We start from the raw sequence: 22,940 nt of genomic DNA on the forward strand, positions 1-22,940 counted from the left end.
CCGTCACCAGCACACACATACTCTCGAGTTCTCCTCCGTTTCTGTAGTCGGTACTCGAGTACCACACTGGAGACGCGACGCTCTCGACAATCTCAGAGCGAACGCGTCGGGTCCGTTTCAGTGCGGATCTAGCCAGCAGCTCAGCGGTGTAGTGCGGTGTCGTCGAGGACGACGATATCAGTGTCGTCATCATCGACGCCGCGCTCGGCGTCGAGTTCGAGTCGGCCGACGACGAACTGTGTCGTCGTTTGCGTCGCCGCAATGTCCTCGAGTCGAATCGTCCGCGTCACATCGACGTCGTCGACGAGCCAGCCGTAGTGGACCTCGTCCGCGTCGGTTTCGGCGAAGACGAGCAAGAGCGGATCGTCGAGACTGGCCGGATCGCGGGTCGTTCCCTCGAAAATCGAATGGAGATCGACGACGCGAATCCGCGTCCCGTCGGCGGTGACGATACCGGCGTTCCACGGGTCGGTACTCGAGTCGAGTCCGGCGGCGTCGGCAATTGGGAGAACGGTGGCGACGGCGTCGGCGCGGACGCAGTACTGCGATGTGCCGAGGTCGAACGTAAGGACGCGCAGGGGACTCGTTGGATCGACATCGGTGTCGATATCGATGGTGCTGTCGCCACCGGACTGTTCAGTGGTAGCGTGTTCGTGGTTGGCGGTCTCGTGGGGAGTGTTGCGTTCGTTGTTGGAGGGGGTGGTTTTGCGTTCGTTTCCGTTTCCGTCTCTATCTTCGGCTGCGTCTCTCGTTGCGTCTGCCTCGTTGTCTTCGTCCACGGCCGACGTCATCCTGTTTTAGCACACTTCGTGGCGATAATAAGTACTTTGCGTCGCCCGGCGTGGGTGTCGCGTCTGCTGTCGAGTCATCAGTACCGTGAACAAACACAGGAGTCAACGTTTTATCGCTGGACTGGAATACACGAACAGGACCATGGCCCCGGAGTTGCCCGAGAAAGTACTCGGGATCGACATCAACAAGGAAGACAAGCGGACGCGACAGTCGCGCTCGGAGCGCGAGGAGGAAGACCGCGTTCGGTTCGTCTTCTTCAGCGTCGGTACGCACCGTCTCGCCGTACCGGTTAACGACGTTCGGACGACGACCGAGCTACCGACGGATATGACGCAAGTGCCACGCTCGCCGGCTGCGATCGAGGGGGTGACTGATCTCCGTGGCGAGATCACGGCCGTCATCGATCCGACCGTTCACTTCCCGACAGACCACTCAGATGGCGACCGCGAACAGCTTCTCGTCTTCGACCGCGGCGCTGACGAACAGGCCGCTGCGATCCACGTCAACGACGTCTACGGCGTCGACGCACTCCCGGAAAGCGACGTGTTCGACGACGAATCGATCGACGACAGCGTCTTCGATGGTGATGCACTCGAGCACCCGCTGGTGAGCGCGCTCGTCAAGCAAGAACGAACGGGTGACGCTGGGTCGCCAGCAGGGGCAGGACGCGATGGGTCGCCACGCGCTGGCCGCGATGGCCGCGCTGGGGGCAGCGTCGATGAATCAGGCGACGAACAGGCACCAACGACCGGTCTTGAGCGCTCCAGTGGTGCCGTCATCGAGGCAGTCGATGCGGCGTCGACGGCTGATGCAGCGTCGACCGGAGACGGCGAACCTGAAAACGAAGTGACAGTGTCTGGAGACGCTGCTGGCGCTATGTCATCCCGACCCGTCGTCGAGGCGACGCCAGTTATCGACGTCGAGGCAATGTTGCTCGCCTCTGGACAGGTCGAAAGCCGGGTTTCCGTGCTCGACTCCTGAGGCCGTTCCACCCTGTCTCCTGAGAGCGAGACACGGCCAGTATCGACGCGATTCTCGCCGCACGTATCACTTATCACGACTGATAATCGAGAGACAGCATTTATGGTAGTTGTATCGGTACGAGAATGTGGTGTACTAGTGAATGTCGACAGGGGTGCTCATCGTAGACGACTCACATTTTATGCGGAATCTCCTTCGTCAGATCCTCGAGCAGGATCACCGCATTATCGGCGAGGCGTCTAACGGTGCTGAAGCAGTCAAACTGTACAAGGAACACGATCCCGACATCGTGATGATGGACATCGTGATGCCCAAGTGTAACGGGATCAAGGCCACCGCGGCCATCAAGAAAATCGATCCCGACGCACGTGTCATCATGTGTACAAGTGTCGGGCAGCGAGAGAAGATGAAACTGGCCGTCAAGGCCGGGGCCGACGGCTACGTCACGAAACCGTTCGAAGAGCCAAGCGTCAGGAAGGCGCTCACAGACGTCATTGCGGCATGACGCGAGTACTCGTTGTCGACGACTCCAGATTCATGCGAACAGTCATCGGCAACGCGCTCACCGAGGCCGGCTACGAGGTCGAAACGGCAACCGACGGTGTCGAAGCGGTCGACGCCGCAGCCGAGTTCGACCCTGCCGTCGTGACGATGGACGTCGAGATGCCCGAAATGAACGGCATCGAAGCCGTCGAACGGATTATGGCGCAGAACCCAACGCTCATTCTCATGCTAAGCGCCTACACGGACGAGGGAACCGACGCCACGCTCGATGCACTCGAGCGCGGGGCGATCGAGTTCCTCCCGAAACCCGACGGCTCGGGGTCGCGAAACATCGCCCACCTCGCCGATGACGTCGTCGAGGCGGTCGACGAACTCGCAGACGCCGATATTTCTGCGCTCGCTCTTGCACGAGCATCGGCGAGTGCGTACGCAACGTCGTCTGCACTCGAGTCGGCGACGGACTCATCGGCGGCAGCGACGACGCCGGTGGGGACGGGGTCCGGATCAGGCTCCGCAGCCGGGTCGACGAAAACTGCACGAAGTGGAACGGCCGGGCCGACCGGTACGACCGCATCGACACAGGGGCCGAGTTCGAACCCGGGTGCGGAGACACGGAACTGGTCGAAGTCGGCTCCCGCTGACGATGATCGGACGGTGCCAGACGAGCTCGGCTCGACAACGGCACCGGTCGTCGTTATCGGCGCGTCGACGGGGGGCCCGAAGATCGCAGAGCGGCTGTTCGCGCAGTTGCCTCGGACGCTCGAGGCGACGGTGCTGATCGTCCAGCATATGCCACCCGAGTTCACGGGTCGCTTCGCGACACGGCTCGACTCACACAGCGAGTACGCGGTTCGCGAGGCGACAGACGGCGACCGCGTCGGACCCGGCGAGGCACTCGTCGCCCCGGGTGGATTCCACATGCAGGTGACCGACGCCGCCGCAGCCGACTCGTCTGCCAGCGATGGCCGCGACGAGGGCGTCGGGACCACACTCGAGGTCAGCCTCGACGATGGTCCCCGTCGTCACGGACTTCGGCCGGCAATCGACGAGACGATGGAAACCGCGGCAACACACGTCACCGGCCCGCTCTGTGGGGTCGTCCTTACAGGGATGGGCAGTGACGGTGCGGCCGGCATCGAGGCAATCGCCGACGCTGGGGGCTATACGATCGCCCAGAACGAGGCGACCAGCCCCGTCTTTGGAATCCCCTGTCAGGCAATCGAAACGGGTCGTGTCGAGACCGTCGCTCCGGACGATGCGATCGTCCCGACGATCGTCGACACGTTTGCAGAATCGACCGACGGCAATGGTGGCGACACCGCCAGTGATACCCGATGACAGAGTACTGGACCGACTTCGTTCGTGAGAGCGAAGACCGCATTACGGAACTGAACAACGCGCTCCTGACACTCGAGCGCTCGCCCGACGACGCGGAAGCCATGGAGAACATCTTCCGCATCGCCCACACGCTCAAAGGCAACTGCGGCGCGGCGGGACTCGAGTCCGCGAGCGATCTCGCCCACGCGATCGAGGACGTGCTGGATGCCGTCCGCCGCGACAGACTCGAGGTCACGCCCGAACTGATGGACACCATCTTCGACGGCGTCGACGAACTCGAGAAGCTGATCGAAGAGGTCGCACTCGAGGGCGAGATCCAGACCGACCCCCAGCCGACTATCGACGCGCTCCGAGCGCAACTCGAGTCCGCTGCCGACGCCGGTGACGCGGACGCAACGGTTGGCCTCACCGAACCGTCACAGGGTGAGATCGAGGACGTGCTCTCGCGATTCGAGCCGCCGACCGACGCCAACCACAACGCCTACTTTGCGCGTATCGAGGTCGATACTGACGCGGCGGGCGACGGACGCGGCCCACACGGCCACGACGAGCTCGACAACGGCTTGCTGGTCGTCGAAGCGCTCATCGACGCGTTCGATCTGATCGGCACTGTACCGGACCGCCAGACGATCGCGGACGGCGCGTACGGTGCGACGTTCGATGCAATCTTCGGCAGCGCGGTCGGTGAGGGGGCGATCGCGTCGGGGCTCGACCCGGTTGGCGAGGTTGCCGAGTTCGAACTCGTCGACGTCTCCGAGGAATTCGCCGCCGTCGCGACCGGCGACGGCCCCGAACCGGAACCCGCTCCGGGGAGTGATCTGAGCGCGGACGAAGCACAGGACCTCGAGGTCGACGACCTGCTCGACGAGTTCACGGAGTTCGACGACCTCGATGAGAAGGTCGAAGAAGTCGACGACAGCGACCTCGACGTCTTCGACGACATGGGCGAGGCTGGCTCGTTCGACGACCTGCTCGCCGACGCAGATGCCGACTTCGAGGACGAAAACCTGGCGGACGCCACAGGTTCGATCGACGCTGGTGGCAACAGTGCGGCCGAACCCGCCGGCGACGCCGAGACGGACGCAGTCGATGACTCGCCCGAGACGGCGGGAGCGGAGTCGCCGGCACCGGCAGTTGATCCCGGCTCACCGGACGACGAAGTCGACGACGCAGAGGCCGTTTTCGCCGAACTCAAATCCGAGGTTGACACCGTCGGCTTCGACGAACTCCAGGACGAACTCGACGAACTCGAGTTCGACGAGTTCGATCAGGAAGACGAAGTCAGCATGGACGAACTCCTCGGGGACGCAGCGGACCCGGACGAGCCGTTCCTGGCTGATGCTGGAGCGGGTTCGGGTTCGGAGTCGGTTGATGGTGTGGAACCTGAGCCCGAGTCTGGGTCCGAGCCCGAGTCCGAATCGGAACTCGAGCCCGGGACCGACCCCCAGACCGATACCGCTACGGCGGTTTCAGACGAGGAACTCGACGACTTGCTGGTCAACGAGTCCGTACCCGAAGAGACAGCGTCCGCCGTCGATGTGACCGCTGATGAGGCGTCTGCCGACGAATCTGCGACGGCAGGTGCGGCCGAAACAGGCGAGCACGTCGATTCCGGAATCGATGCGGATACAGATTCGGATGTGGATACGGTGACTGAGACCGGTAGCAGTGCGGATGAGCCGTCAGATACCGTTACTGAGACCGATACCGATACAGAAGTCGAGGATACCGAGTCAGTTGACACCGGTGCAGACGAGTCGAACGAAACAATTGCTGCTGACGAGAGTTCGGAAGTGACCCCCAACGGCTCCGACGTATCGGAGCCGATCGAATCACCCGACGACAGCGCGTTTGACTTCGGCATCGACGTCGACGACGGCCAGACCGAAACGGACGACAGCGACGACACAGCGTCCGACTCGGGAACCGCTTCCGACTCAACGAACGCGACCACAACGACAACCGCAGCCGCAGACGACGACCCGGGATCCGACGACGTCGTATCCTGGTTCGAAGATGCCGACACCGATACTGACGCGGACTCGAGTACGACGCCGTTCGACCACGCGAGTGACACAGCAGCCGACGCTGCTGACGTGTTTGGGGCTGCGGATACGACCGACGAACCGATGGACGAGGCGTCGGTCCCGGTTACCGACGCCGACGAGTCAGTACCGCCAGCGGACTCCGAGACTGTGGATGACGGACTCGGCGAGGCAGTCGAAGACGAGACGGATTCCGCCCTTGACGCCGAACTCGACGGTGACTCCAGCAGTGAGTCCGACTTCGGCGTCGACATCGACAGCGAATCCGACTTTGCTGTCGACTCCAGCACCGATTCCGGCCTCGATACCGAGTTCGAGCCGGCGGAGTCGACTGGCGAGGTGTCCGTGGACGTAGCGGACGACGATGACGCGGACGCAAACGCAAACGTGAACGCGAACGCGAAAGTGGCTGCCGATGACGTCACGAACACGTCCGCTGATGACGAAACGGACACAGCTGACGACCAGTTCACAACGGCGGCTGACGACAGCGAGTTCGCGACCGCGGACACGGCGTTCAACCCATCGCCACAGGAGGATGTCACCTTCGGCGACAGCGATAGCGACAGAGCGGATGCAGCAGACGCTGACTCGTTCACGAGCGACGTAGACGCTGACGAAGGCAACTTCTCCGAACCCGACTCGTTCGACGACTGGGAGAGCGATTCGGCTGCCGGAGACGACACCCCCGAGGATGACGCGTTCGCAGACCTCGATATCGACTTCGGTGACGACGCTGCCAACATCAACACCGAACCACAGCGTGGGTCCCTCGGCGAGGAGTACTCGAGTCCCGATGGGTTCGACGAAACGGACACAGCCGAGTCCGAAGCCGACGCCACTGTCGACGCGTCGTCCGGGTTCGGCACCGAAGCCGATAGCGGGCCGGTGGTCGAGGAACCGGATCTCGAGATTCCCGACATCACGGTCCCGGAGACAGCAGCACGTCCGGAGACCGAACGCGAGGGTGACGAAACCCAGTCCGTCCGCGTCGATGTCGAGCAGATCGACGAGTTGCTGACGCTCGTTGAGGGGCTGGTGACGAGTCGCGTCCGCCTCCGTCACGAGGTCGAATCCGGTGAGTTCGCTGAGGCGGTGGCGGACGCCGGCGCGATCACAGCCGAACTCGACGATCTCGAATCGCTAACGACGGACCTTCAGGAGACGGTGATGGACGTCCGTCTCGTTCCACTGCGGACGGTCGCAAACCGACTGCCGCGGGTTGTCCGTGACATCGCACGCGAGCAGGAGAAAACGGTCGCCTTCGAGATGACCGGCGAAGACGTCGAACTCGACCGGAGTATTCTCGACCAGCTGCGTGATCCGCTGATCCACCTCGTGCGAAACGCGGTCGACCACGGTATCGAATCGCCGTCGGAACGGACAGATTCCGACAAACCCGAAGAGGGAACGGTCGAGGTAACGGCCGAACGGGAACGCGACCGAGTGACGATCTCGGTTTCGGACGACGGCAGCGGTCTCGATCCCGAACGGCTCCGATCCGAGGCAGTCGACGCTGACGTGCTCTCGGAAGCCGACGCCGCCGACCTCACCGACGAGGACGTCACCGAACTCATCTTCCATCCCGGGCTGTCGACCGCGAGCGAGGTTACCGACGTCAGCGGCCGCGGTGTCGGGATGGACGTCGTCAAGCGAACGATCGAAGACCTGGACGGAACGGTCGAAATCGACAGCGAACCAGGTGAGGGAACGACCGTGACGATGACGGTCCCCGTCTCGATCGCGATCGACGACGTGCTCTTCGTCGAAAGCGGTGGCGAAGAGTACGGCATTCCCACGAAAGCCGTCTCGGACATCGTCCCGGTCGAACTGGTCGAGACCGCAGACGGCGACCCGGTGCTTCGCGACGACGAAGCACGTGCCGCCGACACCGACTCCGCAGTGGTCACCGATGTGGCTTCGGACGCAACTGCGGACGCCGCGGGCGGCTCACACCGTGCTGACGCATCCGATACGGCTGACGAGACAGCCGATGGTGCGGAGTCGAGTGTCGGCAGCGACACCGACAGCGACACCGACACCGGAACCAACGCCGGCACCGGTACACCGGTCCTCGATCTCGACAACGTACTCGAATCGGAATCGGAATCGGAATCGGAGTCCAACGACGGAACGCCGAACTCGAGTACGTTCGACAGCGACGAACAAGAGCTTCGGACGCCCGCACACGGGATGGTCGTCCGGATTCGAGAGGATGTGCGACCGATCGCACTCCGCTGTGATGCCGTACACGGCCAGCAGGAAGTTGTCGTCAAACCCTTCGAGGGGTTCATGGCGAATCTGCCCGGGCTGAGCGGTGCGACGGTTCGTGGCCGTGGAAAGATCGTGAATATCCTGGATGTGACGACGCTATGACTGTGAACGAAATGGTATCGAGACACGGACAACTGGCTGCGGATGCAGACGTAGATGCAGGTGCCGAGACAGACGCAGCTGCAAGTACAGCGACAGAGACAGATACAGACGCAGACGCAGGTGCAGATGTGGACGTAGACATAGATCGACGGAGGAATTCATGACGCTGATGGTCGACATTCGGAAACTGAGTTTCATCAATGAAATGGCAAAGGTCGGGACGAACGGCGTTGCCGACAACATGACCAAACTGACCGGGGAGGACGCCCAGATGGAGGTGATGAAGACGAACTTCATCGACGTGGACGACCTCGACTCCCAGCTCGAGCCCGGCAAGCGAGTGGGAGTTCGGGTCCGCTTACTCAATCCGCCTCACGGGCACATTCTCATCCTCTTCCCCGAGGAGAGTGCGAAGAAAATCACCGCGATCATGCTCAACGATGTCGTCGACGACATGTCCGACGTCTCCGGGAAGATGGCCCGTAGCGCCGTCGAGGAGATGGGGAACATGATGGCGAGTGGCTTCATCGACGGCTGGGCGGACGTGATGGGACGCATGATCGACACGGCGGCCCCACAGCTCGTCTACGCGCCCGGTGAGGAAATCGTTACGCGAACCGCGGGACTCGGGAACGACGATCTCGCCCTGTTCTTCGACTCGGACCTCACGGTTCCGAGCTACCAGATCGAGGCCGAGATTTACGCCTTCCCGGATCTCGAAGAGTTCGTCGAACTGGTCAACGGAATCGACGTGCAACCAGCATGAAACTCGACGTCAACGCACTCGGGACGTTTTACCGGATGGCCCGAGAGGGTACCGGCCTCGCAGCAGGGCGGTTGACACACATGACTGACGTCGAAACCCGTGCCGGCGTCACGAAGCTCAACTTCATGCGCGGCCGGGAGATCCGCCGTGACTTCGAGGACTCGACCGCGAAAGTCGGCGTTCGGGTCGAGCTCACCGGCGCGATCGATGGCTACTCCGTCATCGTCTTCGAACGCGAGAACGCGCTTCGAATCGTCGAAACGCTTCTGGAGGAGTCGGCGACCGACGCCGCCGTCACCACTGACGACGGCGAACTCGAGGAGTTCGACGAGATGACCAAGAGCGCGGCCACCGAGGTCGGCAACATCATGAACAACGGCTTTATCGACGGCTGGGCGGACGTCCTCGAGACGGTGATCGACGTGTCGACGCCCGAGTTCATCGAGGGTCACTCGGCCGAGACCTTCTTCGACGACGTCGAGGAAGCGCCGGCCGGTGACGACCTCGCGCTGCTCTTCCAGAGCCAGATCGAGACGATCGAGACCCAGGTCGGGTTCAGCCACTACCTCTTCCCCGAACGTGAGTCGATGGCGTCGCTGCTCGAACAGCTTCGGGCCAGCGACGGCATCGAGTACGACAAACTCGACGGCTTCGACCGTATGGCCGAACGCGGCGCAGAGGAGGTCGCAAAGACCGCCACGACGCTGACCGGCATCGAGACGAGCGTCGAGATTCGCCGGCTCAACTTCGTCTCACTCGAGACGATTCCAGAGCAGGTACCCGACGAACGACTCGTCGGTGTCGCCTTCGAGTTCGACGGCCTTCCGAGTGGGTACTTGCTGTTCCTCTTTGACGAGGAATCGGCGAACGAAATCGTCGACGCGATGGTTCCGATGGAGGTCGATGAAGACGGCTTCGGCCAGATGGGACAGAGTGCGATCAAGGAACTGGGCAACATCATGGCCAGCGGCTTCCTCGACGGCTGGGCCAACGTGCTGGATACGACGATCGACCACTCGACACCGGAGTTCATCCACGATATCGGCGCTGCAGCGGTCGATCCCGTCGTGATCCAACTCGGCGAGGAACAGGAGTTCGCGTTCGTCTTCGACACGGTTATCGTCGCCGACGGCCAGGAGTTCGACTGTGAGATCTACGCGATTCCGGACGAGTCGGACCTCGAACGCGCGCTGAACGATCTCGACGTTGACCGTATCGAACAGGCACCGACGACCGCCGAATTCCAGGACGTTACAGACACATGAAGACCTACGGAACAGAACCGGGCGCGCCGACGCCGGTCCAGGTCGGTATCTCCGAACTGACCGTCAGCGACGGCGACGATACACTCAAATCCTACGGACTTGGCTCCTGTGTCGCAATTGCCCTCTACGATCCCGAAACGGAAATCGGCGGTCTTGCCCACACGATGCTCCCCGACGGCGACGCAGCCGAGAACAGCGACCGAAAACCGGGCAAGTACGCCGATACCGCCATCCGTGCACTCCTCCGGCGCATGGTCGAGCGCGGCGCGAGCTACACGTCCGTCGAAGCCAAACTCGCCGGCGGCAGCGACATGTTCGAGTTCGACAGCTTCGGCGACGGCGTCGGCCAGCGAAACATCGCTGCAGCCAAGGCCGAACTCGAGAAGCTTGGCGTGCCGCTGGTCGCCACCGATCTGGGTGGTGACCGTGGTCGAACAGTCGAGTTCACCCCCGGAACGGGAGCGCTCATGGTGAAGAGTTCGAACGAAGATGGCACGCAGGAAGTGACGGAGCTGTGAGCGGCCAGTCGGAGTCAACACCTGATAGCGAACGGGATACTGAATCGGAATCGGAATTGGATTTGGATTTGGACCTGGACTCGGGTTCAGACTCAGACACAGACTCAGACACCGGCTCTGACTCAAGCCCAAACTCCGACTCAGATACCGCCGCAGAGACGGATGCAGACGCCTTTGACGAACTCCTTGCGTTCGTCGAAGCCGAACTCAACTTCGCGACGAGCCACTACAACGACAGCTACCTCGATCGGCGCATCTCCTCGCGAATGCGCCGGACACAGACTGATTCCTACACCGAGTACGCCGACCTGCTTCACAGCGATTCCGACGAGCAGGAATCCCTTCTCGAGTCCTTCAGCATCAACGTCACCGGCTTTTTCAGAAACCCCGAGGTCTGGGACGGCATCCGCCAGATTCTGCGCCACTGCAGCGCTCGTCGGCAGCACACCGACCAGCCGCTCCGAATCTGGAGTGCAGCCTGTGCAGACGGTCGCGAACCGTACTCGCTGTCGTTACTCGCCCAACTCGACCCCAAAATCGATGCGGACGCCGTCGAAATCCTCGGCACCGACATCAGTGAGCCAGCACTCGAGACCGCTCGAAACGGCGTCTACGAGGAACCCCGAACCGTCGACCTGGACGAGCAGCTCTCGTTTCTCGAGGCGTACGACGAGGGATACGAGCAGTACGTCGAACACCAGGGACGAACCTACGAACTCGGGGCCGACATTCGTCAGTCAGTGACGTTCGAACGTCACGACCTCATCAACGGCGAGCCGAAATCGACCGCCAACTTCGACCTCGTCGTCTGCCGAAACCTGTTTATCTACATCGATAACGAGTTCAAGCGCCCGATATTGCAGACCATCGCCCGTTCGCTCACCGACGACGGTTTCCTCGTCATCGGCAAGGCGGAGACGATTCCACCGTCACTCAAATCGGCTTTCGAGGTCCGCGACGCACGTCGCCGAATCTACCAGTGCGACAACTCATAGCCGACGGAAACGCTTCTGCCAGCACGGTTACACTCGAGTAACACACAGCAACAGCCCAGCGAGCGACACCTCCCAACGAGCGATGAGCCGGCGACCATCGTCCGTCTTCGCCCCCTGAAAGTCAGCCGAGCGTTACATGACCCTTCGCCGAGTACCGCTGTCACATGACCGGCGCTGCGCTTCGCACGTTCGTCGCTCGATCACGCTCCGTGGTCGAGTCCGCTCTACCGGCTGTGCGCCCGGCGACGCGCACCTGGCTCGTCGATCCCTTCCTCGAGACGCTCGGCTGGGACGTCCACGCCGACTCGTGTACGGCTGAGACGACAGTCGACGAGACGGCACTCGAGTACGTCTTCACTGTCGATGGCGTCCCCGCCCTCCTCGTGGCCGTCGAGCCCGCAACCGAGACACTCCAGAAGGACCGAGCGCGCTCCCTGCTCGAAGCCATGGCCTGGAGTGGGATCGACCGGGCGCTCTACACGAACGGCCGGCAGTTCCTCTTTCTCGCCGGAACGGCAACGGGCGCGGGCACTATCGACCGCCTCGCTTGCTCGCTTGACGACCTCCTTACCCACGAGGAGTCGATCGACCACTTCACGCGTGCCGCAGTCGGCCAGCGCCTCGATCCGACCAGTCGGCAGGCCGTCGCGAGACAGCTTGCACTCGAGCGCCCGCAACTGATCGACGAAATCGTCGCGACGCTCACCGACGCGACCGGGGAGGCAGCGAGCGCGGCGGCACTCGAGTCGGCGACGGCGCGATTCGTGGATCAACTGCTCGTCTCGTTCGGATCCGATGACGGGATGCAACTCCCAGGCGATGCTCCCGATGTTCACGAGGATGTGTCGCTCCAGTTTACGGAGTCGACGACCGACGAGACCGCCGTCGGTAGCGATGGAGCGACCGCAGAAGACGTGGGGGAGAGAAAAGGGAGCGACACAGAACCAGCGCCAACGTCGGACAGTGGACCGAATACGGAACGCGAGACAGCGTCGGTTCCGGACGATGGGGTCGACCACCGTGATTCTGTGGGTGATGAGGGTGAGGTCGCACACGGAACGGGCGAGATGCCGGTATCTGAGGATGCAGCAGATGGAGACGACAACACTGACGCGACGACGGACACCACCGACGACGCAGCAACCGACTCCTACGTCGTCCGCTTTTTCAACGACCGCGGGTCGATCGGTGCGATCGGCCACTCCCACTCCCAAGAAGCGCTCGTGCAGGCTACGGAATATCTGTTCGAACGCGGCCTCAGCGGGATTTCGGTCCCCTGGAGTCCGGCGGACGTAGACCCCGAACAGGGTACAGATACCGGGCACTCAAGCAACGGTGCACCGAGCGACAGCACCAACTCGAGTACCCCGTCAACAACGATCCTGAACGACACCCCTCACACCGCCGATGGCACACCTATGGCCGAGCCACGCCAACTCTCGAACGGACTCTACCTCGAAACGGCTGGCACGCTCGACGTGCATGGTACTCGAGTCGAGGCGCTCACGAAGCGAGCAGGGTTACGAGCGATGTTGACGGGCGCGTGGAAAACGGAGTCAGAGTAGTACGGTGTGGCAAGGAATTGGACTGTATACCGGTCAATTGGTTGTCAGTAGTTAGTACTCAGTACTCGATGGAGACTTCCACAACTGTTACGAGGACTTCGGCTGCAGTGCACTCACCCTCGTCCCAATGACCCCGCTCGAGGATGTGATCCTCCCAGGCAGTCTGTGCTGGTGATGAGCCGGCAGAAACTGAGACGTTGTCAATGTCCTCATCGTACAACTCTGTCGTTCGATTATCAACTGACATCGTGAAGCCAAGACCGTCACTGCTCTGAATCGACCGCTCGTCGGCGTCGATCGTCACAAGTGAAATAATAGCACGGTCGTCACTACACTTTAGGTGTGGGTGCCTGACGACGGCACTGCCGTAGTCGCTCTCTCGAACGACAGCCCCGCCGTCGTATGCGATGGTATCCGAACCAGTAGTGTAGGCGAACTCGCCGAGGTTGAAGGAGTCCGTACTGTCTCCACCGATGTCGAAGTCGTGTTTGACGATATCACTGGTTCCGTCCGATCGTTCAATCGTTATAGTGAGCTCCGTTCCATCACTACCGGTCGACACCGTCCCCTCTCGGAGGGACAGTTCAGCGTAGCGCTCTTCGATCGCGCTGTGTTGCAACACGTCGTTGTAGTTCTCCGCGAGCGCGTCCATCGCCCGCTCAGCATTTTGTAGCTGCTCGTTTTCCTGGTAGTCTTCCATCGCCTGGAAGCCAGTCATCGAGAGCAGTGCGACCGACGAGAGGATGATCCCGAAGACGAGGACGAACGCGATGACCTCGGAGACACCACGATTGTCACCACTGAAGCGTCCCGGTGGCTGTTCAGTTCGCTTCATCGGTTCCCTCCAGTGAGTCTGATCCCATCGTCGTCAACCTCGATTTCGATCGTTCCGCCAGCGACCTCGTTCCCATTGATGTCTCGATCCGTTGTGAACGGAACGTGAACCACGGTGTCGGCGTTACTCGCCGTCAGTTCGACACAGTCTGTCTCACCATCGAGTAACGGCGCTTCGCAGTTCTCACGCAACGCAACCGTATAGCCGGAGTTCGCCACGGTCCGTGGATGGGCTGCCGTAATCGTTACGTCCGGGTCGTCCTCGTCGGCGAGCTGGTCCGCACTCTCGACCTCGCCAGCGATTCGTTCACCGATCGTCTCGAGTGATCGCTCCGCGGAGCGATCGGTCTCCGTCTCGAGTAGTCCGCCAGCGCTGGTGAGCAACATCGCGATCAGGATTGTCGTGATCCCGATGGTGAGGACGTGCGTGACGGCAATGGACATCCCACGGTCTCGATTACTTCCACTGGACTCGTGATTGGAAATCATGAGTCACCTCCATAAACGGGGAACGTGGACTTTTGACCGAAGGAGATTCCGTTTGATTCGTACGTGATAGTTGCCTCAACTGCCCACGCTCCATCGTCCTCTGTTTTGTTGAGTCCGCCATCAAGATTGTTACCTTTAGTAACGATTTCGTATGTCCCTTCAATTTCGTCATCGTACTCAACAATTACTTCATCATAACTCTCTCCTGGGTCAAAGACACGAGGAACATCTGGGTGGGGTACACCGTTTACTGTGCCCGCGACGAGATCAATACGGGTCAACTCTGATCCGACAATACCTTCTCCGTCGCTAATCGTAACGGCAGATTCCGGACTCTCGACTGTCAACTCACCGGAACTATCTGGTTCGACTTCGAGGATGAAATGGCCGACTTGAATATCGTCTGCTCCGTCGGAGAGATTCCTATTATTTAGATCATCAAAATCTTCGATAGGTTCTCCAACGGAACTCGTTGCCCTACCTTCCGCTGAATCAAGGTCTATGCCTGTAATAACTGGCCCACTGTTTGCTGTTACCTGTTGGTGTTTGCCAGACAGAGTATCGACATGATCATCGTAATCTCCATCAAAGGTACCAATATTGGATCGATGTACGATCCCCGCGATGCTCTTCTCGAGTTCGTGCTGTGTCACCGCTGCATCGGCAGCGCTCTGACTGGTTGCACTCGAGGAGATCGTCTCGGTGTAGAGCACGCCGTTGAAGACGACGACGATGCCGAGGATGATGAACGCGAGTGCGATCGCACCGATGAGGATGACTTGGCCGCGGTCGCGTTGTGGTTCGTCAGTTTCCCGAGGCGGGCGAGTAGAATCGCCTACCATACGACCAGTCGCACCTCCACGACGTTGTAGACAGGATCCTCGTCGCTCGTTGCGCGTGGGATCATTGGTTCGTCATCGTACGACTCGAGTGTCTCCTCCTCATCTGGTTTGACGTACTGATCCTCATATAGCGTCACCATGTAGCTCGCAGTGATCGCATCCGACGGCGGGCTTCCCTGGTACACCGCCGTTTTGTGATCGAACTCGCTTCCATCAGTGTAGTGGAACTCGAGATTGTAGTTCCAGCCCTGATCTGCAAACCGGTCGTTCAACACCTGCCCGAGGACGGACGCGTTCTCAAGGTCATTCTGACTGAACGTGTCGTAGTCGTGGCCATCACCGGGGGCTGTCGAACCGTTCAGGTCACCGAACGACTCGCCATCTCCCCAGTGGCGAACGAGTGCCGACAGATTGTCGTGGTGGTCGCTGACCACGAGCGCATCCTGAGCTTCCTGTTGAACTTGCGACTGGACCGAGCGGTCGGCCAGTCCACCCGACGTTGGTGTGATGACGATCGACTGGAGTGCAAAGAGCACCGCCATCAGGACGATCATCGCACCGATGAAGCCCTCGAGTGTGTAGGCCTGACCGCGGTCGGTATGTCGCTCCGTTTCCGTTCTGTGTGTGCGTTCTCGATCCATTGTCACCACGTCCTCACAACGAGCCTGCAAGCGGAGTCACAGTCATCGACAGGCGTTCCATCCTCCTCGATGACGGTGACGATTCGTGCCGCACTCGCCGCCGATTGGTCGTCGTACGCGTCTCCAGCGGCGAGTTCGTCCGTATTCACGTAGCGGCCGTCCTCGCCCTGCGGATTCAGTCTTTCAATACTGATGTTCACATTGTCGTAGACAATCTCTTCATCCTCGTTTGCACGGAGTCCGATTTGCTTACTCAGTTCCGTTCCGCTCGTGTATCGGTCGTCGAACTCGTCATCGATGATTTCGTTCGCCTGCGCGCCATCAGACAGATTCGCAACGACCTGATCCGCAATCCGATCCGCCTGTGCCGTTTCTGCACCACCAGCCGGCGAGTCGAACGGCGTGATCAGCGACGGGAGAAACGAGAAGACGAACGCAATCGCCAGGATAAAGATACCAATACCGACAGCAAAATCCTGGGTCGTCTGTCCGCGCTCCCAGTCCGGTGTCCCAACTGAAATCGTGCGTTCGTCGCGCATATTAGGCCACCAGCGTCCAGCCGAGAAGCGCGATCGTCGCGAGGATGATCGCGTACTTGAGCCCGCTCAGTACGTCGGCGTCTCGGATGTAGCCACAGATGAACCCGGAGATGATCCCCTGCAGCGTCACTGCGTGGAAGAACAACGCTGAGAGCATGTCGATATTGATGTTGTCACTCAGGTCTGCCTGGGCGAGTTCGCTGTCTGCACCAGCATCGCCACCGCCTGCTTCCAGCCCCGCCATCGTGTCGATGAACTGGGTCTTGAGAATCGCGATCACGGCGAGCACCGTCAGGAACGTCATGATGATGATGACGACCTGCATCCGAGTTCGCGACTTGCGCTCGCGCTCGATATCGTCGTGATTCTCACTCGCGCTCGCAGCGGTTCGGAGCACGTCGGTGATCTGATTAGACGCCTCCTGTGCTTCCGTAATGAGGCGAGTCGTCCGTGCGAGTCGCGGAATGTGGTACTTGTTGTTGAACTCGATGAGTGCTGCCTTCAGACTCGTTCCGTAGTTGACCTTCGTGTGCATCAACTCGAACTCGCGGGCCAGTTTACCGTTCGTCGTATCGGCCACGGATTGGAACGACTCGAGTAGGGTCAGCCCCGTGTCGTTCGCACTCGAGAGCTTCCGGAGGTCCTCCGAGAGCGTCTTGACGACGGTGTTGCGGTGGCGAACGTTCCACTCGCGGAAGATCGAGAGCGGGATCGCGATGATATAGAACGGGATGTAGACGTAGAGCACCGTTCCCCAGATGACGTTATCGAGCAATGCACTCCAGGAGAGTGGTGCTGCGCCGGTCATCATCGCGGTCGTCACGACAACGAGCGCGGTCGGGACCGTCACTGCGAGGGTGAACAGCGGATTGTCCCGGAAGAAGATATGCGGACGCTTGAGCACCTCGAGCGTTTCGTGGGTCCCCTCGCGGTTCTTGATGCGGTCGAAGACGCTGTGCTCGCCGGTGAACTGCTCGACGAGGCCGAGGTTGAGCAGGCCTCGTTCGGACTCGCTCTGGACGTGCTTGTCGCCGGTCGTGTTCGAGAGGAAGCCATCGCCCGGTTCGTCGTGTTTGACCGTCGAAACGAGGACGAGGAAGCCGATCCCCGTGAGCGGAATCAGCCCGTAGACGGTCATATACAGCATCTCGTTGGTGACCTCCGCCTGCGGGATCATCTGCATGACGACCATGATGATGATCAACAGGAGTGGGAACAGCGAGAGCGTCATGTACATCTCGCCGAAGAGTTCGAGTGTTTCGAGGGTAATTTCCTGTTCCTGCTTGGCGGTCCGCATGTGTTTTTCTTTCTTGTCCTCGAGGAAGCTCTCCATGTCTCCGCCGCTGTTGACGATCGAGAGCATGTCCGTCAGGAACTGTGAGAGTTCGTCGCTCGGCGTCTCGACAGCCTGATTTCGGATCGCAGTTCGGTAGTCGACGTCGAAGTACTCTGTTTCCTTGACGATGCTCTGGAACTCCTTTGCGACCTCGCCGTAGGTGTCGTCCGCCTGGGCCATCGCCTCGATGATCTCGAGTTGGTTCAGGCCGCCGACCGACAGCGCGTACATGAACGAGACGGAGTCGGTGAGCAACATGTTGATCTCGCGCTTTCGTGCAGAGGCACGTGAGTAGGGGATCGCGACCAGCGAGCCAAAGCCGAGTGCGAAGCCGATCGTCCCGAATATGAGCCCGGTGACGAAGATCAGGGCCGGAATTCGCAGTGCTTCGATGACTGCGAGCAGTGTCTCGTTGCCGACGGGGAAGCCGATGATCACGTCGACGGCGATCACCCCAGTCGCAAACAGGAGATAGCCAAGCGTCAGTCCGATCAGCCAGAGTGCGAGGCCGCTGATGAAGCCGATGCCGAGCGACCGTGAGAGGTACATCTCGACCGTATCGGTCATCCGGGCCTGGGAGAGTTTCGTCTCAACGTCCTTGACGAACTGGCTGTCCTCATTGAACAGCAGGGCATAGAGCGGGTAGAACGTCTCTCCGAGGAGATCGGAACCGCCACCGACGCTGCCGGTGGTAGAGGGGCCGTTGCTATCGGTTTTGAGGCTCATTCGTCGGTCTCCGTCGGAGTCGTATCGGTGCTTGTAGTGGTATCGTCGGTGCTCTCAGTGTCAGTGTCGCTGCCGGCAGTGCGCTCGGAGCTCGCACCGTCGTCAGGTTCGTCGCTCACATCCTCGCCGTCGCCGTCGCCGTCGTCCGCAAAGATACTGGATTTCGGTCCGCTCTCCGCATCATCGAAGAGTGAGCCACCGTCTGGGTCATCCTGCGCAGCGTGTGCGCCTGTATCCGGATCGTCCCCAGCAAAGACCGGGTCGGACTGGTCGCCGAAGATCGAGTTCGACTCCTCGCCGGTCGTGTTCCCATCGGCTGCACCAGCATCCCCATCATCGACGGCAATATCGGCCTCGTCGAACGACATCACGTTCTCCTCGGCCTGATCGCCTTCGTCTTCGTCTTCATTTTCGTCTTCATTTTCGTCTTCATTTTCGTCTTCGCCCTCGCCTTCGCCTTCGTCTGTGACCCCGTCGTCGCCGACATTCGCATCGTCAGCCGTTGTCTCGTCTGCTGGACCGGTTCCGGGACCTGCACCGGGACCAGCTCCGGTCCCTGGCCCACGCTCGTCGACGGGGGTTCCAGACCCAAGTTCGATCGATGGAACAGCGCTGTCAGGAACGGACGGTCCGTCGTCCGACGACTGCGACGTATCAGCAGGGTCAGTATTACCGTCGGCAGAGCCCTCGTCCTCAGGGCTGGCGTCTGGTGCCTCAGTTGTCTCGGCTTCGTCCGTGGTTTCCGGTGCTGGGGCTGGTGTCGACTCCGCTGTCTCTGTCGTCGTCTCTGTTCCGTCGTCGATTGGCTTTACGTCCGTCTCCTCGGGTTCTGCCGGTGATTCTGATGATTCCGACGGCTCCGACGGCTCCGACGATTCCGGCACATCCCCCTCACCATCGTCCGCGACCGGCTCGGGATCCGGATCGAAGACATCCTCGAGTTCGTCACCCGAGAACATCGCATCGCCGTCGGCCGTCGACACACGCTCTTCGTCGCCGTTGGCTTCCGACGATGTCGCGGCGGTGGACTCGAGTTCATCGAGTGTCTCACCCATGTCATCGAAGAGGCCGCCAAAGTCGCTGTCATCGGGATTGTCCGATGGGAACACCGTGACATCGTCGTTCGATTCACCTTTCGTCCCGGTCCCGGCCCCGGCCCCGGCCCCAGCCCCGGCCGGAGCCCCCGAGGCCGACGACTGATGGTCCGCTGCTGTCGACTGCTGGGAAGCGTCGGCCGCTGAATCGTCGAAGATGCTGTCGTCGCCGGCCGACTCGTCGACGTTCCACGCTGGCGGCTCGCCCGACCCAAAGTCGTCGGCGGTGTCGGGTACGTCGGTTGTGCCACCAGTCGGTCCCTCCGCTGATGCCTCGGCACTCAGTGGTTCGGTATCCGTGGTCGCTGTCGCGTCGGCGGCTGGACCGGACGCGGAGCCAGCGGCAGGATCTGACCCCGAACTCGCTCCGGTTTCGGCGGCAGTCGCCTCAATACCGAACCCGCTGTCGTCGGAGTCGTCGAACCAGTCCGGTTCGTCGTCGTCCGCACCGGCGGTCGCGGTGCCTGCCGTCGTCGCGAACTCTGCTGTCCCGTCGCCGAACGTCCACTCGTCCGCGAGGCCGTCGTCGATGTCTCCCGCGAAGTCGAACTCGTCGTCTCCGTTCTCGACCTCGATCGGCTCCTCGCTCTCGGTCTCACCGAGTGCGCTCGCGAGGCCGCTCGGGACCTTGCCACGGTACTCTTCGAACAGCGACTCTTCGGCCCGTTCGAGCAGATCCATCGAGAGGTTGTACGTCTCGCTCGTCGCGTCCGGGCGGGGGACGAGTTCCTCTTTCTCCTGGTCGACGTCGATCAGGACACTTTCCATCTCGCGGAGGTCCTCGAGGCTGTCCTCGAGTTGTCCGTTCGCGATGAGCGTCAAAATCGTGTCCGGGTCGTTGATGAACGCTTGCACCGTCGCCGCGACCTCGGCGTAGGTGTTGAGCCCGTTCTTGATCAGGTAGGCGAGAATGACCTCGCGCTTGAACAGTTCGTTCTCGAGTTTTTCAGTGCTCCACCCGCGGTCGAACTGGATCTCCTCTAGAGTGTTCGAGTCACCCATCTTGAGGAACTCGTCCGTCTCTGCCTGCCACTGATAGACGTCCTGGACGTTGATTTCGTCGTGTTCGGCCTCGTAGTGGTTGATCTCGGTGAGCGACTTGTTCCGGCGGACCTTCCGACCCTGCACCCGCGTCTGGGTCTGGATGGAGACCAGGTCGAGTGCGGTGAACATCGTCTTCGAGACGTTGATCGGGTCCGTCGTGAATCGTTTCAGGACCTCGTCGACGGAGTCCGCGTGGAACGTCGTGTAGGTGGTGTGACCCGTCGACATGACCTGGAACAGCGTTCGACCCTCCTCACCACGGATCTCACCCATCACGATGTAGTCTGGGCGCTGTCGGAGCGCGGCTTCGAGCAGGTCGAACTCGTCGACGTCACCCTGCTCGTCGTCGGCGAACGACGGCCGGGTGACGCTCGCGATCCAGTTTCGCTGTGGCAGTTCGACCTCGCGGGTGTCCTCGATGGAGACGATCTTCGCGCTGCTCGGGATGAACAGCGAAACCGCGTTCAGCGAGGTCGTCTTCCCGGACGCGGTACCACCGGCGAAGATCAGGCTCTTGTGGTTCTCGATGGCGAGCCAGAGGAACGCCATCTCGTCCAAGCTGAAGGTGTTCCAGTTGATGAGGTCGATCGGCGTGAACGGGACGTCCTTGAACTGACGGATGGTGTAGTTCGTCCCGTGATCGGAGACCTCCTGGCCGAGCGTGAGCTGGGCACGCGAGCCGTCGGGTAGCGTCGCGTCCACCTGCGGCAGTCGTTTACTGATCCCCTTCCCGGATCGCTGGGCCAGTTTGACGACGAAATCGTCGAGTTCGTCCTCCCCGTGGTAGATGTTCGAGATGATCTGTTCGTACTCGGAGTGATAGACGAAGACCGGCGAGTTGTAGCCGTCGACGGAAATGTCCTCGACGTTGATGTCGTGTTTGATCCCGTCGATCCGCTCGTAGCCGATAAAGTTGCGCTTGAGGAAGTAGAGGAGCTTCTCGACCTGATACTCGTTCAGCGTGTCGGGATCCTCCGCGAGGATGATCGGCTCCGGGCGTACCTCGATTCCCTCGAGTTGGGCCGGTCCGTCGTCCTCGTCGGCTTCGTCCTCGTCGTCCAGCAGCGTCTGAATCGTTTCGATGATTCCCGCTTTGTTGCTCCCCGAGGTTTTCTCGAAGAGGTCATACCGCTTTAACAGCTGGCGCGTCTCGTCCTCGATAACGATCCGTCGGCCGTCCTCGTCCGCTTTCTCCTTGACGCCGTCGTCCGAGTACTTGATCGCCTTCCTGAGTTTGCCCGAGAGAAAGTCCTGCAACTCGAGTTCGATCTCGTTCAGGTGCGGTTCGACCATGTAGTACTTCTTCTCGTTTTCCTTCTCGGAGTGGAAGATGACGACGAAGGCGTAGGGTTTGTTCACCCAGTAGCGCTCGATTTCGCGGAAATGGGTCTTCTTCTCCATCGGGACCGTCTTCTCGAGGTCGTAGCGGTTGCTGACGGTCGTGTTCCCGTCTGCGGTGGAGAAGAACTCGTCCTCGTCGATGTCGTCCTGAATGTTGACCGTCCGCTCCTCGACGACGTCGTCGAGTTCCATCGCGATGTCGTCGGCGATCGAGAGGCGGTCCTCGAGTGTGTCCGGATCGAAGCCGAGGGCCTCCTCCTCATCGTGGCGAACGATCTCGCCGTCGCTATCGCGCGGACGAGTGCCGTCGTCTTCGTAGTAATACTCCCACTTGTAGTGCTCCCAGGTCCAGACGTCCTTGACGACCGGCGTCGTCTCCGGGTCGACGTACTCGAGGAACGGCTCCTCGAGTGCGTCGTAGTTCGACCCGGCCATCGGAATGACTCGGTCCCGGAGGTCGTCCGGCGTGTAGCCGAGATACGGTTCGGGGTCGAACGAGACGTCCACGAAGTCCGTATCCGTCGGCACCGCCGGTTCAGGTTCCTCGTCGGTGTCGAGTCCGAGCTGGTCCGTGGTCTCGTCGTCGCGTTCGAGGCCCGAATACACCGTTTCGACCTCGTCCCTGTACCCATACTCCTCCATAAAATCCGCCCACGTATACTCGCCGACACGGACGCCGGATCCCGAACCGGCGTCCGACTCGTGGGAGCCTGCATCCCCCGACCCAGATGCCGACGCCTCACCCGTCGACGCGCCATCAGCATCCGGTTGGTCGGCTTCGTCAATAGCCATTACACCGTCCCTCTCAGTCACCCTTCAAAAAATTCATCCGCTCATTACCATATCTGATAACTCGGAAAGTCAGTTCATCGACACGTGCTGCCGTCTGGTGGTCTGGTGGCACGTACC

At 61.0% G+C, this 22,940-nt stretch carries 17 protein-coding genes; 9 read left to right on the forward strand and 8 right to left on the reverse strand.

Features of this window, described 5'->3' with window-relative positions; genetic code table 11:
- Window positions 1-140 precede the first annotated feature (140 nt).
- On the reverse strand, window positions 141-791 hold the full coding sequence (locus tag BBD46_RS12390; RefSeq protein WP_253184561.1) for a chemotaxis protein CheW: 651 nt from the start codon (window positions 789-791) through the stop codon (window positions 141-143).
- 142 nt (window positions 792-933) lie between these two features.
- On the opposite strand from BBD46_RS12390, the gene BBD46_RS12395 reads away from it, so the two are divergent.
- The 9 genes from BBD46_RS12395 to BBD46_RS12435 all read left to right on the forward strand — a co-directional run bounded on the left by BBD46_RS12395 (window position 934) and on the right by BBD46_RS12435 (window position 13,145).
- Window positions 934-1,773, forward strand: coding sequence for a chemotaxis protein CheW (locus BBD46_RS12395; protein ID WP_071402004.1), 840 nt, complete (start codon window positions 934-936; stop codon window positions 1,771-1,773).
- Between the two features lie 142 nt (window positions 1,774-1,915).
- Window positions 1,916-2,278: a chemotaxis protein CheY gene (gene cheY / locus BBD46_RS12400; protein WP_004214542.1), complete on the forward strand. Its 363-nt coding sequence runs from the start codon at window positions 1,916-1,918 to the stop codon at window positions 2,276-2,278.
- A complete protein-coding gene (gene cheB, locus BBD46_RS12405) occupies window positions 2,275-3,615 on the forward strand; it encodes a chemotaxis-specific protein-glutamate methyltransferase CheB (RefSeq protein WP_071402005.1) in 1,341 nt (446 codons plus the stop codon). Before cheY ends, cheB begins: the two co-directional genes overlap by 4 nt.
- Window positions 3,612-8,036 (forward strand): ATP-binding protein, encoded by a 4,425-nt coding sequence (locus BBD46_RS12410; RefSeq protein ID WP_071402006.1) that lies wholly within the window; start codon window positions 3,612-3,614, stop codon window positions 8,034-8,036. The genes cheB and BBD46_RS12410 overlap by 4 nt, the downstream gene beginning before the upstream one ends.
- Window positions 8,037-8,196: 160 nt before the next feature.
- Window positions 8,197-8,802 (forward strand): chemotaxis protein CheC, encoded by a 606-nt coding sequence (locus tag BBD46_RS12415; RefSeq protein WP_006167721.1) that lies wholly within the window; start codon window positions 8,197-8,199, stop codon window positions 8,800-8,802.
- Window positions 8,799-10,067 (forward strand): chemotaxis protein CheC, encoded by a 1,269-nt coding sequence (locus BBD46_RS12420; RefSeq protein WP_071402007.1) that lies wholly within the window; start codon window positions 8,799-8,801, stop codon window positions 10,065-10,067. The genes BBD46_RS12415 and BBD46_RS12420 overlap by 4 nt, the downstream gene beginning before the upstream one ends.
- Window positions 10,064-10,585: a chemotaxis protein CheD gene (locus BBD46_RS12425; protein WP_071402008.1), complete on the forward strand. Its 522-nt coding sequence runs from the start codon at window positions 10,064-10,066 to the stop codon at window positions 10,583-10,585. The genes BBD46_RS12420 and BBD46_RS12425 overlap by 4 nt, the downstream gene beginning before the upstream one ends.
- 56 nt (window positions 10,586-10,641) lie before the next feature.
- Window positions 10,642-11,580 (forward strand): CheR family methyltransferase, encoded by a 939-nt coding sequence (locus BBD46_RS12430; RefSeq protein ID WP_394326829.1) that lies wholly within the window; start codon window positions 10,642-10,644, stop codon window positions 11,578-11,580.
- 164 nt (window positions 11,581-11,744) lie between these two features.
- On the forward strand, window positions 11,745-13,145 hold the full coding sequence (locus BBD46_RS12435) for a hypothetical protein (protein ID WP_071402010.1): 1,401 nt from the start codon (window positions 11,745-11,747) through the stop codon (window positions 13,143-13,145).
- Window positions 13,146-13,203: 58 nt separating this feature from the next.
- Here BBD46_RS12435 and BBD46_RS12440 read toward each other — a convergent pair whose 3' ends face one another.
- Genes BBD46_RS12440 through BBD46_RS12470 form a run of 7 tightly spaced genes read right to left on the reverse strand, consistent with a single transcriptional unit; the run spans window position 13,204 to window position 22,823 of the window.
- On the reverse strand, window positions 13,204-13,980 hold the full coding sequence (locus tag BBD46_RS12440) for a DUF7289 family protein (RefSeq protein ID WP_071402011.1): 777 nt from the start codon (window positions 13,978-13,980) through the stop codon (window positions 13,204-13,206).
- Window positions 13,977-14,468: a DUF7266 family protein gene (locus tag BBD46_RS12445; protein ID WP_071402012.1), complete on the reverse strand. Its 492-nt coding sequence runs from the start codon at window positions 14,466-14,468 to the stop codon at window positions 13,977-13,979. The genes BBD46_RS12440 and BBD46_RS12445 overlap by 4 nt, the downstream gene beginning before the upstream one ends.
- Window positions 14,465-15,310 (reverse strand): hypothetical protein, encoded by an 846-nt coding sequence (locus BBD46_RS12450; protein ID WP_071402013.1) that lies wholly within the window; start codon window positions 15,308-15,310, stop codon window positions 14,465-14,467. Before BBD46_RS12450 ends, BBD46_RS12445 begins: the two co-directional genes overlap by 4 nt.
- Complete coding sequence (locus BBD46_RS12455; RefSeq protein WP_071402014.1) at window positions 15,304-15,951, reverse strand: DUF7288 family protein; 648 nt, start codon at window positions 15,949-15,951, stop codon at window positions 15,304-15,306. Before BBD46_RS12455 ends, BBD46_RS12450 begins: the two co-directional genes overlap by 7 nt.
- A gap of 2 nt (window positions 15,952-15,953) precedes the next feature.
- A complete protein-coding gene (locus BBD46_RS12460; protein ID WP_071402015.1) occupies window positions 15,954-16,490 on the reverse strand; it encodes a DUF7287 family protein in 537 nt (178 codons plus the stop codon).
- A 1-nt stretch (window position 16,491) separates the two neighbouring features.
- Window positions 16,492-18,552 (reverse strand): type II secretion system F family protein, encoded by a 2,061-nt coding sequence (locus BBD46_RS12465; RefSeq protein WP_071402016.1) that lies wholly within the window; start codon window positions 18,550-18,552, stop codon window positions 16,492-16,494.
- Window positions 18,549-22,823, reverse strand: coding sequence for a type II/IV secretion system ATPase subunit (locus BBD46_RS12470; RefSeq protein ID WP_071402017.1), 4,275 nt, complete (start codon window positions 22,821-22,823; stop codon window positions 18,549-18,551). Before BBD46_RS12470 ends, BBD46_RS12465 begins: the two co-directional genes overlap by 4 nt.
- Window positions 22,824-22,940 lie beyond the last annotated feature (117 nt).

The organism is Natrialba sp. SSL1, assembly GCF_001861355.1.
In the GTDB taxonomy this organism is placed as follows: Archaea; Halobacteriota; Halobacteria; order Halobacteriales; family Natrialbaceae; genus Natrialba.

Coding starts and splice junctions, on each gene's coding strand:
- BBD46_RS12425 (WP_071402008.1), top strand. CDS start 10,064: ATGAAGACCTACGGAACAGAACCGGGCGCGCCGACGCCGGTCCAGGTC.
- BBD46_RS12470 (WP_071402017.1), bottom strand. CDS start 22,823: ATGGCTATTGACGAAGCCGACCAACCGGATGCTGATGGCGCGTCGACG.
- BBD46_RS12395 (WP_071402004.1), top strand. CDS start 934: ATGGCCCCGGAGTTGCCCGAGAAAGTACTCGGGATCGACATCAACAAG.
- cheY (WP_004214542.1), top strand. CDS start 1,916: ATGTCGACAGGGGTGCTCATCGTAGACGACTCACATTTTATGCGGAAT.
- BBD46_RS12435 (WP_071402010.1), top strand. CDS start 11,745: ATGACCGGCGCTGCGCTTCGCACGTTCGTCGCTCGATCACGCTCCGTG.
- BBD46_RS12450 (WP_071402013.1), bottom strand. CDS start 15,310: ATGGTAGGCGATTCTACTCGCCCGCCTCGGGAAACTGACGAACCACAA.
- BBD46_RS12445 (WP_071402012.1), bottom strand. CDS start 14,468: ATGATTTCCAATCACGAGTCCAGTGGAAGTAATCGAGACCGTGGGATG.
- BBD46_RS12390 (WP_253184561.1), bottom strand. CDS start 791: ATGACGTCGGCCGTGGACGAAGACAACGAGGCAGACGCAACGAGAGAC.
- BBD46_RS12415 (WP_006167721.1), top strand. CDS start 8,197: ATGACGCTGATGGTCGACATTCGGAAACTGAGTTTCATCAATGAAATG.
- BBD46_RS12455 (WP_071402014.1), bottom strand. CDS start 15,951: ATGGATCGAGAACGCACACACAGAACGGAAACGGAGCGACATACCGAC.
- BBD46_RS12420 (WP_071402007.1), top strand. CDS start 8,799: ATGAAACTCGACGTCAACGCACTCGGGACGTTTTACCGGATGGCCCGA.
- BBD46_RS12460 (WP_071402015.1), bottom strand. CDS start 16,490: ATGCGCGACGAACGCACGATTTCAGTTGGGACACCGGACTGGGAGCGC.
- cheB (WP_071402005.1), top strand. CDS start 2,275: ATGACGCGAGTACTCGTTGTCGACGACTCCAGATTCATGCGAACAGTC.
- BBD46_RS12465 (WP_071402016.1), bottom strand. CDS start 18,552: ATGAGCCTCAAAACCGATAGCAACGGCCCCTCTACCACCGGCAGCGTC.
- BBD46_RS12410 (WP_071402006.1), top strand. CDS start 3,612: ATGACAGAGTACTGGACCGACTTCGTTCGTGAGAGCGAAGACCGCATT.
- BBD46_RS12440 (WP_071402011.1), bottom strand. CDS start 13,980: ATGAAGCGAACTGAACAGCCACCGGGACGCTTCAGTGGTGACAATCGT.